This is a genomic window from Alkalibacterium pelagium, assembly GCF_900109325.1.
Lineage (GTDB): Bacteria > Bacillota > Bacilli > Lactobacillales > Carnobacteriaceae_A > Alkalibacterium > Alkalibacterium pelagium.
Genome location: NZ_FNZU01000011.1, coordinates 40,110 through 51,332 on the forward strand (window position 1 = coordinate 40,110; position 11,223 = coordinate 51,332).

General features: G+C 41.6%; 15 protein-coding genes. All 15 read right to left on the bottom strand.

Features of this window, described 5'->3' with window-relative positions; translation table 11 throughout:
• Window positions 1-24: 24 nt before the first annotated feature.
• Window positions 25-1,347, bottom strand: a complete 1,323-nt coding sequence (locus BMX79_RS09190) for a peptidoglycan DD-metalloendopeptidase family protein (protein WP_091481917.1) — start codon at window positions 1,345-1,347, stop codon at window positions 25-27.
• A 110-nt stretch (window positions 1,348-1,457) separates the two neighbouring features.
• Entirely contained in the window at window positions 1,458-2,024 is a 567-nt protein-coding gene (locus BMX79_RS09195) for a hypothetical protein (RefSeq protein ID WP_091481920.1), read from the bottom strand.
• 139 nt (window positions 2,025-2,163) lie between these two features.
• Complete coding sequence (locus BMX79_RS09200) at window positions 2,164-2,916, bottom strand: nucleoside/nucleotide kinase family protein (protein ID WP_170231019.1); 753 nt, start codon at window positions 2,914-2,916, stop codon at window positions 2,164-2,166.
• On the bottom strand, window positions 2,909-3,712 hold the full coding sequence (truA, locus tag BMX79_RS09205; RefSeq protein ID WP_091481925.1) for a tRNA pseudouridine(38-40) synthase TruA: 804 nt from the start codon (window positions 3,710-3,712) through the stop codon (window positions 2,909-2,911). The genes BMX79_RS09200 and truA overlap by 8 nt, the downstream gene beginning before the upstream one ends.
• 162 nt (window positions 3,713-3,874) lie before the next feature.
• Window positions 3,875-4,609, bottom strand: coding sequence for a DUF6612 family protein (locus BMX79_RS09210; protein ID WP_091481927.1), 735 nt, complete (start codon window positions 4,607-4,609; stop codon window positions 3,875-3,877).
• A gap of 126 nt (window positions 4,610-4,735) precedes the next feature.
• The gene (locus tag BMX79_RS09215) at window positions 4,736-5,533 is read right to left on the bottom strand and encodes an energy-coupling factor transporter transmembrane component T family protein (protein WP_091481930.1); all 798 of its coding nucleotides are present in this window, start codon (window positions 5,531-5,533) and stop codon (window positions 4,736-4,738) included.
• The gene (locus tag BMX79_RS09220) at window positions 5,530-6,405 is read right to left on the bottom strand and encodes an energy-coupling factor ABC transporter ATP-binding protein (RefSeq protein ID WP_091481933.1); all 876 of its coding nucleotides are present in this window, start codon (window positions 6,403-6,405) and stop codon (window positions 5,530-5,532) included. The genes BMX79_RS09215 and BMX79_RS09220 overlap by 4 nt, the downstream gene beginning before the upstream one ends.
• Entirely contained in the window at window positions 6,381-7,220 is an 840-nt protein-coding gene (locus BMX79_RS09225; RefSeq protein ID WP_091481935.1) for an energy-coupling factor ABC transporter ATP-binding protein, read from the bottom strand. Before BMX79_RS09225 ends, BMX79_RS09220 begins: the two co-directional genes overlap by 25 nt.
• 400 nt (window positions 7,221-7,620) lie before the next feature.
• Entirely contained in the window at window positions 7,621-8,037 is a 417-nt protein-coding gene (gene rplQ / locus BMX79_RS09230) for a 50S ribosomal protein L17 (RefSeq protein ID WP_091481938.1), read from the bottom strand.
• Between the two features lie 106 nt (window positions 8,038-8,143).
• On the bottom strand, window positions 8,144-9,088 hold the full coding sequence (locus BMX79_RS09235; protein ID WP_091265250.1) for a DNA-directed RNA polymerase subunit alpha: 945 nt from the start codon (window positions 9,086-9,088) through the stop codon (window positions 8,144-8,146).
• A gap of 60 nt (window positions 9,089-9,148) precedes the next feature.
• The gene (gene rpsK, locus BMX79_RS09240; RefSeq protein ID WP_091481939.1) at window positions 9,149-9,547 is read right to left on the bottom strand and encodes a 30S ribosomal protein S11; all 399 of its coding nucleotides are present in this window, start codon (window positions 9,545-9,547) and stop codon (window positions 9,149-9,151) included.
• A 29-nt stretch (window positions 9,548-9,576) separates the two neighbouring features.
• The gene (gene rpsM, locus BMX79_RS09245) at window positions 9,577-9,942 is read right to left on the bottom strand and encodes a 30S ribosomal protein S13 (protein WP_091481941.1); all 366 of its coding nucleotides are present in this window, start codon (window positions 9,940-9,942) and stop codon (window positions 9,577-9,579) included.
• A 24-nt stretch (window positions 9,943-9,966) separates the two neighbouring features.
• Window positions 9,967-10,080, bottom strand: a complete 114-nt coding sequence (rpmJ, locus tag BMX79_RS09250) for a 50S ribosomal protein L36 (RefSeq protein WP_034299928.1) — start codon at window positions 10,078-10,080, stop codon at window positions 9,967-9,969.
• A 35-nt stretch (window positions 10,081-10,115) separates the two neighbouring features.
• A complete protein-coding gene (gene infA, locus BMX79_RS09255; RefSeq protein WP_034299926.1) occupies window positions 10,116-10,334 on the bottom strand; it encodes a translation initiation factor IF-1 in 219 nt (72 codons plus the stop codon).
• Between the two features lie 172 nt (window positions 10,335-10,506).
• Complete coding sequence (locus BMX79_RS09260) at window positions 10,507-11,151, bottom strand: adenylate kinase (RefSeq protein ID WP_091481943.1); 645 nt, start codon at window positions 11,149-11,151, stop codon at window positions 10,507-10,509.
• Between the last annotated feature and the right edge of the window lie 72 nt (window positions 11,152-11,223).

Consider the following 11,223-nt stretch of genomic DNA (forward strand, 5'->3'; position numbering starts at 1 on the left):
AACTCCTTTATTTTATTTTTTGTGTTATAAACCTATATACGGTCCTGGATCAACATTTGTATCATTTTTCAGTATTTGAAAATCGAGATGAACACCTGTTGATGTGCCTGTAGTTCCCATAATACCTAACTGTTGTCCCTGTGAAACATTCTGACCTACTGAAACAGTCAAATTCGGTTGCATATGTGAGTATATTGACTTATACCCATCTTTATGATCAATCTCCACAAAATATCCTAATGAGGGATGATACTCCGATTTTATTATTCTTCCTGATTTAGCTGCTATAATGGGGCCACTACCAGCAATATCAATCCCATAATGAAACCGTCTGTCCCCATAGACTGGATGGATTCTCCAGCCATAAGGAGAGGTCACTCTTCCTTGAGCTGGTCTAATCCATTCATTTCTTTTTTCTACTAAATTACTCTCACTGCCACTAAAATCGTCTGTGTTTTCAGCTGATGAAGTGGCGATTTCAACACTACCGTCATTTAGTTGGTTGGTATCTTTTATTGTTTTTAATTCTACTTTATTTAATTCTTCCTGCTGTTGAGCGTTTTTTCTATTTTCTTCAACAATCAATTCTTTTGTGAGTGCATCAGTTTTTTCAGATAGTTTTGTGTATTCAAATAAATAGTCTTCCTTTTCTTCTGTTTTTATTTGATATTGATTTGCGATGGTAATAATAGTTTCCTCTAATTTCTGTCTTTCAATAGCCAATTGATTACTATCTTCCTCTAACTTCTCTTTCTCTTTTACTTTATTTATTTGCTCTTCTTCTAGTGCTATTTCTAACTCACTTAATAAATCCATATCGGTTTCTTGTATAATCAAGTTGTTCTGGTGGGTACTAATTAGTTGAGAAATTACGCTCACTTTTCCAATCAAATCTGACAACGATTCAGACGATAATAACATCGATACAATCTCTTGAGGGTTTGTCTTTTTCTGAACCATTCGAGCTTGAGATTCTAACTGTCCGATTCTCTGCTTAATTATTTTCTCTTTAGTCTTAATTTCTGATTGAATGTCACCTATCTCATTATTAATCTCCAAAAGTTGTGATTTTTGTTTATCCATCGACTGATTTAATTCTTCAATAGATTTATGTATAGTTTTAACTTTTTCTTCTAAACTTTCTTTATTTTCACCCAGTTCTTCTAACTTTTTTTCTTCTTCCTCTATAACTATTTTTAATTTCTCTTTGTCTTGTTCTAATTCGTCCCTTTCTTTTTCTATTAAGTCTACCCTACTACTATTTGCATGTCCTAATACAGGAAATGTACTATTTAAAAAGCTTAATAAAATGATACTTAACAAAATGTATTTTTTATTCTGGGTCATTTCTGATTCTCCTTATTCATTTAATCAATAAAATTAAAAAAAGATGAATATAAAAAGAGTGAAGTTTTGTCTAGTTATATTCATCTTTTAATCAGTTACTGTTTAAATATCTAATTTGAATTAAAAAAGTTAAAGCGATTCATAAATTCTCTGTTATTTCGATTTCCCGGTTGCTCGTAGTCAGCATCATCCTGATTCCAGTTCATCATGCCTCTTCTGGAATTAAAGGTACCATGCATCTCTTCCATCCATTCGAACATGAAATCAAGAGACTCATTATCAAATCCTCGCATATGGTTTCTCATATTCCCGAAAAATGATTCGGACTCTTCCAGCTGATCTCTTTCCGTTTCGGATAGATTCTCTTCTCGGAAATTCCACATTTGATTGTGTCGTTCTTCCATGCTTTCAATGAATTCCTCTTCATCCAGTTCATAGCTTTCGTTTCTTTCTTCAAAAGCCCGAGAGTCGCTTCTTTCACTGTTTTCAGTGCGTCGTCTATTCTGAGAGCTCATATGGCTTCTCATCATGTCACTATGATTGTCCCTATTCCAAAAAGGTGACTGGTCTTCTGTTTCTTCTGTTTCTTCTGCAGACACAGAGTTGAACTGACCGTAAACAAGAGTCGATCCCGCTAATCCTCCAATAACTAAAGAACTGATTAGTAATTTTTTCATTTCTTTCATCCTCCTACTTCTTTGTACCTTTAGTATATAAACCACTTATGGAGAAAAAATGGATTTAATAATAAATTTAAAAAAACCTAGTCAGTAAATAATTGGACAGTCTTTTCACAGACTATCCGATACTTACTGACTAGGGGTTTTGAGGAGTAATTTTTTCATATTTCCCATGGTTTAAAATCAGGTTATAATCAGCCGGCTGGGAATGCTCAAGGACTAATTCTGTGTTTGGTTTATCCGTTCGCTTGACATGTTTCTTCGCTTCTGCCAGAGTAGCGCCGCCTTTTTGCTTTCGATCAATTAACCGTTTTTCGAGTTCAGACAGGGGTGTTTTTATAGCTATTGTATAGTCACTCAACCCCTTTAATTTATTCCAGACCGGTTTATCCAGAAGGAGATAATTTCCTTCAATCAATATTATATCAGCTTCAACTTTCAGCTTTTTATCTGACACGTCATGAAGCAGGCGATCATAAGTCGGCCAGTATACATGTTTTTGATTTTGAAGTTTCTGAATCGTTTCTTTCAAGAGGTTCACATCAAATGATTCGGGGATCCCCTTAAATCGTCTCAAGAGTTCGGTCTGATTATTCCTATTTACCATATGACTATCTAAATAGTGATTGTAATGGTGAAAACCGTCCATAGAAACAGACTGAAATGTATAGGGCGTATCAATTTCTTTATACAAGTCTTCCAGAAACAGCGATAAGGTGGTTTTTCCGGCTCCCGGTGGCGCTGCGAGGTAGACAAGGACTCGGTCACCTTTTTCAGCACGCATGTTCACCAGTTTCTGAAGCAATGGTTGAAAGATGTCCGTTACTTCTTCAGACGTGTAGCTAGCTTCAACTGAGAGACCTGTCACTGTATATCTCTTCTTATGCATCAGGACGGTCATCTCCTTCATCTGTAAATCCCGGTATATCCTTTTCATCATAATAAACCTGTTCCATACATAAACCTTCCGGTGCTAACGTTTTTCCTGCTGCCTCGCGGTCTCTGGATTGAATGATCAGCGGAATATCTGAAGCCAGTCGCTTACCGGAAGCCACTTCCACCAGAATACCCATCAGGATCCGAATCATGTTATATAAAAATCCGTTGCCTACAAAGGTGAATACCCACGTATTCGAGCTGGTGTCCCGTTCGACCGAGGCTTGATAGATCGTGCGGACTTTATCTTCCACCTCCGACTTAGTCGACGCAAAACTGGTAAAGTCATGGGTGCCTATGAGATAAGTCATTGCTTCTTCAACCGGCTCCAACGTCATCGGGTAACGATGGTGATAAGCATAATGCCTGATGAACGGATCCCTGAACTGATTATTGTCTATTGTATACTTGTACATCTTCCCTTTAGCCTGGAAGCGTGAATGAAAGTCCGCATCTGTCAATTCTACATTTGTCACGGTTATGTCTTCCGGCGTCATGCTGTTCAGACCAATATGCAACCCCTTTGGCTCAATATAGAAGGGAAAGTCAAAGTGAACAACCTGTCCTCTTGCATGGACTCCTGCATCAGTCCGTCCAGCTCCGTGGACTTTGACTGTGTGACCTTTGGACATCTTATTCAATGTCTTTTCCAGCTCACCCTGAATTGTCCGCTTGTTCGGCTGCACCTGAAACCCTGAAAACTCTGTGCCGTCATAACTCAGAACAATTTTATACCTGTACGTTGTCATTTTACTTACTTCCTTTAACTTTTCATTTTGCTTGAGAAGTCTACGTCTCTGTAAATACTTCTTTATTAAAAAAATATAGCGGGGATTGAACTTCACACCACTTTTTAAAGCGTATCACTTCTTAGTCAATTAACTACACAGCCAAACCCTATTAATGGTTGATCAGTTAGTCGTCTCTTCAAGGATGTCGTCCTCAACCTCAAGCTGATCTATCTCATTAAAGTCAGCATATTGCGTATCTACTGTAAGTATCACTGAAGCTAATTCATTTTCTGCTTCTACTAAGAGGTCCAGCTGTTCTATCAACTGGGTTTCTGCATCAACGATGACCTCAAGAATCAATTCAATATCCTCTTCCTCGAATCCGTCAATTGTGAGACTGAATGGTACCTCAAAAGCATCCCACACGTCCTGATCATAGCCAGTGTAGCTTAGAATAAGATTGTCTTCTTCCACCTCAGCTGTAATGTATTCTTCGGAGTTTATTATTGCTTCAAGGACCGTTCTATAGCTAGTTTCTTCCGTGTCGCTGGCTTGCCCGTCTACTTCCTGCCAGCCACTTCCATCATGAATATAATACGTCGATCCATCAAAGTATATCTCGTTGGATACTTCAACACCATCCTGTTCATTGGTTATAATAACGTGACCCGAATCAAAGTCACCGATGATACGTGCATCAAGTCTGGCTCTGTTTACTGTCGATTGACCCATAGCATCGGTCTCAGCCGATAAATTGATATCTGTGCTGTAACTGTCAAGATTACTTTCAGCCTCCTGCATGTAAGATACCCAATTATCATCTAAATCGTTGGGGATTCCACCGCCCATCATGCCGCATCCTGTGAGTAGAGTCCCACCTAAAACTGTCCAGACAATTTTTCTTTTAATCGTCATCTTTTTTCACCTCGTCAGATTAATGTAAGTAACAGATGCTCCTTATCCTATCGCTATATTAACACATATGGTTAGTCATTATATCAAAAAAACAGGGATAAAGATAAGCATCTTCATCCCTGTTGATTAAGTTCTCAGTACAAATAGTGCGGCCGACAGAAGGCCAAATGCCACCATTATCATGGTATCTCTGCTGACCCATTCCAGCTGGCGGTACTTGGTACGCCCTTCTCCACCTTTATAACCACGTGCTTCCATAGCCGTAGCCAGTTCTTCAGCCCGGTTGAATGAGCTAACAAACAGAGGAATCAGAAGTGGGACGATAGCTTTCATCTGCTGGTAAATGTTTCCTTCACCAAAATCGATGCCTCGTGCACGCTGGGCATTCATGATTTTCTCCGTTTCATCCATCAATGTCGGAACAAAACGTAAGGCGATCGACAGCATCAGAGCAATTTCGTGAACGGGAACTTTTACTGCTGCAAGCGGACGCAGCAGGTACTCGATAGCATCCGTCAGAGACAGTGGCATCGTCGTCAATGTCAGGATCGTCGACATGAAAATGATCAGGACGAATCGCATGAAGATGAATACCCCATTCAGGAGCCCTTCCTGTGAAATAACGACTGGCCCGAATCTGAACCAAATCGTCGATCCGCTCGTAAACAGAATCTGCAGAATTACTGTAAAGAGAATCAGCCAGATCAGGGGCTTCACACCATTGATAAAGAATTTCGGGCTAATCTCAGACAGTTTGACAGCCGTCAGAACAAAAACGGTCAGGAGAACATAGGTCAGCCAGTTATTAGCAAGAAAGATGATGATAATGAACCAGATGGCTCCCATCAGCTTCGCACGAGGATCCAAGCGGTGAATAAATGAGTTACCCGGGATATAGCGTCCGAATATCAGTTTTTCCATCATAATCCTTCACCTGCTTTGCTCGCTAACTTATCTTTCATCTGCTGGGCCAGCTCATCTGTTGTCAAAGGCAGCGGATCAAATATCCACTCAAACTTCTCTTCCAGCTCATGAGCAAAGCGCACAGTTGACGGCACACCCAGCTGCATGCTGGATAACCACCCGGCTTCCTTAAACAGTTCTCTCGGGTGCCCTTCTTTCATGACCGTCCCTTTTTCAAGAACGATCATGTGGTCAGCGTATGTCGCCACATCATCCATCTGGTGCGTCACCAGCACAACAGTCAGTCCCTGTTCCTTGTAGAGAGTATAGAACATATCCATAATCTCCTTGCGTCCCTGAGGATCCAGACCTGCTGTCGGCTCATCCAGAACCAGAACTTCCGGTTCTAGAGCCAGCACTCCAGCTATAGCAACACGGCGCATCTGTCCTCCAGACAAGTCAAAAGGTGACCGTTCCATAAAGGTTTCGTCCAGTCCGACGAGCGGCAGTAGCTCCCTGGCTTTCTCGAGACCTTCTTCTTCAGACAGGCCGAAGTTCTTGGGTCCGAATGCAATATCTTTTCCAACCGTCTCTTCAAACAGCTGAGCTTCCGGGAACTGGAAAACGATTCCCACTTTTTTACGTAGAGACTTGAGTCCTTTATTCTCAGAAAAATTTGTGATGACACGGTCGCCGATAGTAACCTGACCACTCGTCGGCTTTTTCAGCGCATTCAGATGCTGAAGTACAGTCGACTTTCCACTTCCGGTATGACCGACGATGGCAGTAAATGAACTGTCTTTGATCGTCAGATTGATATCATGAAGCGCTCTACTCTGGAAGGGTGTACCCGGCTGATAGGTGTAGCCTACTTCTTCGAAACGTATGTCCATAGCCAGTCAACCATCCCTTCTTCAGTCAGATAATCCTTGGGCACATCAATGCCCTCTTTCTTAAGTGATGCCTTCAGTCTTTCAGGGAAGGGCAGATCCAGTCCCATTTCGACAAGTTTTTCACCATATGAAAAGATCGTTTCCGGAGTCCCTTCCTGGATCAACTGGCCGTCTCTCATGACCAGTACCCGGTTGGCAGCTGCCGCTTCGTCAATATCATGTGTGATGGACAGGACAGATAAGTTCTCCTGCTCCTTGACTTCCTTGACCGTGCGCAGAACTTCTTCTCTTCCCTGAGGATCCAGCATACTGGTTGCTTCATCAAGGATCATGATGTCCGGTCTAAGTGCAACGATTCCTGCAATAGCTACACGCTGCTTCTGACCTCCGGATAGACGGGCTGGTTCACGTTCAGCAAACTCGAGCATGTTCACTTTTTCCAGAGCTGTTCGGACCCGTTCAAGCATCTCTTCTCTGGGAATTCCCAGATTCTCGAGTCCAAAGGCTACATCGTCCTGCACAGTCGATCCGACAAACTGATTATCAGGATTCTGAAAGACCATACCGACCATCTCACGAATGGACCAGACATTCTTTTCATTCAGCTCAAGACCGCCGACAGCAACTTCTCCACTATCGGGTTCGATCAGTCCGTTGACCGTCTTGGCCAATGTAGACTTACCAGAGCCGTTAGGTCCGATGATCGCAACCCATTCGCCTTTATTGATTGAAAAAGAAACACCCTTCAGAGCAGGACGCTGATCTTCATCATCATATGTGTAAGTGACGTTTTTAACGTTTATAATTTCAGACATGATTTACCTCAACTTTTTGATTCAGTCTTTAAGTGCAGCGTCTTAGGTGTCAAGACAGCAACTCAACATTACAAGATTACCAAAAACAGTCTGAGATAACAATAGCTAAAGCCTCATGTATCCCTTTACATTAAAGGCTTTTAAGGTTATCTCCCTGCCGTTCTCTCTATGTTGCACTGTAACTAAGCAGACGTTCCTGCTATGGGTATGGTTAAGCAGGTGTAACTGATTGATCCATTCACTATGTAAACATATAAAAAAACACTTTACGATATATGGTGCTCCCCCCGAAGGAATCCTTCGAGGGAAACTGAGCTAGACACTTGGAAACTAGTCCATCATCGTAACGCTCATCATACATCCAAAAGTGATTTGGTTAAATCATTATATCGATTACTGATTACTCAGTATCTTCGTCAGCAGAAGCTGCAGGTCCTTCAACAAGCTCAAGAACAGCCATTGGTGCACCGTCTCCGCGACGAGGTTCTGTTTTCAGTACGCGAGTGTATCCACCGTTACGCTCAGCGAAACGAGGTGCGATATCATCAAACAGTTTTTGAAGTACAGTTTGTACTACGATTTCGTCTTCAGTTTCTGATACAGTTGCCAGTTCGTTACGAACAAATGCAGCAGCTTGACGACGAGCGTGCAAGTCTCCACGCTTACCTAATGTGATCATTTTATCGGCAAGTTTAGATACTTCTTTCGCACGAGTCACAGTAGTTACAATACGCTCGTTGATGAAAAGATCTGATGTCAGATCACGAAGCATTGCTTTACGCTGTGAACTAGTACGTCCTAATTTACGATAACCCATTCGTCGAAATCCTCCCTTAACTACAAGATTACAATTCCGTCATGTCAGACATGCCGGTCAGTTTTTTATAACATACCTGTTTAGGTACATCAGTTAGTATTAGTCTTTACTCTTCATCACGCAGGCCCAGATCGAGCTCGCCTAATTTAAGTTTAACTTCTTCCAGTGATTTACGTCCTAAGTTACGGACTTTCATCATTTCTGGTTCAGTTTTATTTGTCAGTTCCTGAACAGTGTTGATTCCAGCGCGCTTCAGACAGTTGTAAGAACGTACAGACAGATCAAGCTCTTCGATAGTCATCTCAAGCATTTTTTCCATTTGTGTTTCTTCTTTTTCAACCATGATTTCAGCTTCGCGGGCTTCTTCTGTCAAGTTGACAAATATATTCAGGTGTTCGGTCATGATTTTAGCTGCTAAACTTACACCGTCTTCAGGAGAGATCGAACCATCTGTCCATACATCAAGCGTCAGCTTGTCGTACTGTTCTTTTTCTCCAACACGTGTATTTTCGACATGGTAGTTCACTCGGCTGATTGGGGTATAAATCGAATCAACCGGCAATACACCAATCGGCATATCATCGTGTTTGTTGTGTTCAGCGCGTACATACCCTCTGCCTTTTTGTGCTTCCATTCGGGCGTGTAAGTGTCCACCCTCAGAGACTGTACAAATATATAGATCCGGGTTCATTATTTCAACATCACTGTCAAAAATAATATCAGCAGCTGTTACAGTTGCCGGTCCCTCGACATCTATTTCAATTGTTTTAGTTTCATCAGAATACAACTTAAGCGCGAGTTTTTTTAAGTTTAAAATGATGGCAGTAACATCTTCTACTACTCCATCGATCGCAGTGAATTCATGCAAAACGCCATCAATTTGAATATTTGTGACGGCAGCACCTGGCAAAGATGATAGTAAGATTCGACGCAGGGAGTTACCCAGTGTAGTTCCGTATCCTCGCTCAAGCGGTTCTACGACAAACTTGCCGAATTTTCCATCTTCACTGATCTCAACTGTATCTATTACCGGTTTCTCAATTTCGATCATATAGTCCGTTTACCCCTTTCAAAACGTTTAGTCCACGCTATCCTAAAACGACATCTATTATTAAACGCGACGACGTTTTGGAGGACGGCATCCGTTATGTGGTACCGGTGTTACGTCACGAATTGCAGTTACTTCCAAACCAGTTGCTTGTAGAGAACGGATTGCAGCTTCACGGCCTGAACCAGGTCCTTTAACAGTAACCTCGACAGACTTCATGCCATTTTCCATTCCGCCTTTTGCAGCAGCTTCAGCAGCCATTTGAGCAGCGAAAGGTGTTGATTTACGAGAACCTCTGAATCCTAATGATCCAGCAGATGACCATGAAATCGCGTTTCCATGTACATCAGTTATCATTACAATAGTGTTATTGAATGTTGAACGAATATGTGCTATTCCGTGTTCAATATTCTTTTTCACTCGACGTTTACGATTACGAGCGGGTCTTTTTGCTTTAGCCATTCGTAGATTGACCTCCTAACTTATGGTGATTATTTTTTCTTGCCGGCAATAGCGACTGCTCTGCCTTTACGCGTACGCGCATTGTTTTTAGTGTTCTGTCCACGTACTGGAAGACCACGACGGTGACGAATGCCACGGTATGATCCGATTTCGATTAAACGTTTGATGTTCTGGTTCACTTCACGACGAAGATCTCCTTCAACTTTCATTTTATCGACTTCAGCACGGATTGCATCTAATTGATCGTTTGTCAGTTCACGTACACGAGTTTCCTCTGGTACGCCTGCAGCTTCAAGAATCTTCTGAGCTGTTGTCTTACCGATACCATAGATATACGTTAATGAAATTACCACATGTTTGTCACGTGGAATATCTACACCTGCTACACGAGCCATGTATGAGCACCTCCTGTTATTTTATTATCCTTGACGTTGTTTGTGCTTAGGATTTTCGCAAATAACCATTACACGGCCGTTACGACGAATCACTTTACACTTGTCACACATTTTTTTGACTGATGGTCTTACTTTCATGAACTTTCCCTCCTTGAGTCTTCGGAGTCCTAAGTTTATTTAAATCGATACGTAATGCGTCCACGAGTTAAATCATATGGAGACATTTCTACCGTTACCTTATCCCCAGGCAGAATCCGGATGTAATTCATACGAATTTTGCCAGAAACGTGTGCTAGAATTTCGTGCCCGTTCTCCAATTCAACTTTGAACATTGCATTAGGCAAAGTTTCTAGGACGGTTCCTTCAATCTCTATAACATCATCTTTTGCCACGCCTGGTTTCCTCCTTTGATATCTCACTTCTGTACACATGAAATAGCGAGAATAAAGTATTCTCACTTGATTATCTACTATAATAATGTAAAACGCCAACTTTTTGACGCTCGTACTATTATATCATGTGCACACAATCATTGCAAGGATTCATTATAAAACATCGGACTTCTTAGTTTAACTGGTCCACAATGTCCTGAAATACTTTTTTCGGATCCTGTTCGCCGTCAATTTCACGAACCAGATCGTAGTCAGCATAATGTCTGACAAGTACTTCTGTCTGTTCTTCATTCACATCAATACGATTTTTAACAGTTTCAGGCTTGTCATCTTCACGCTGGTAAAAATCGTGTGCGCCGCATTTGTCACAAGTGCCTTCCACTTTAGGTGGATTCATTGTCTTGTGATAAGTGGCACCACAGTTTGAACACATGAATCGTCCAGTCAGACGTTCCATCAAAATTTCCTTAGGTACTTTGATATACAGAACATGCTGAAGTCTTCTGTTACTTGAAGCCAGAGCCTGCTGTAAAGCCTGTGCCTGATTCAATGTGCGAGGGTATCCATCTAGTAAAAACCCTCTTTTGGCATCGTCCTGCTGCAAACGCTCTTTGACGATTCCATTTGTTACTTCATCCGGTACGAGATCTCCCGCATCCATATATTTCTTTGCTTCCAAACCCAGTGGAGTCTTGTTCTTCATAGCTGCTCTGAACATATCTCCAGTGGAAATATGCGGGATATTGAATTTATCAGATATCCGAGCGGCCTGAGTCCCTTTCCCAGCTCCGGGAAGACCTAACAGGATCACATTCATCTTGCTTCCTCCTTAAGTTGTTAAGGGTTTCTTCAGCACTAACGGAAAAAAGACCGATTCACCCTCTACTGA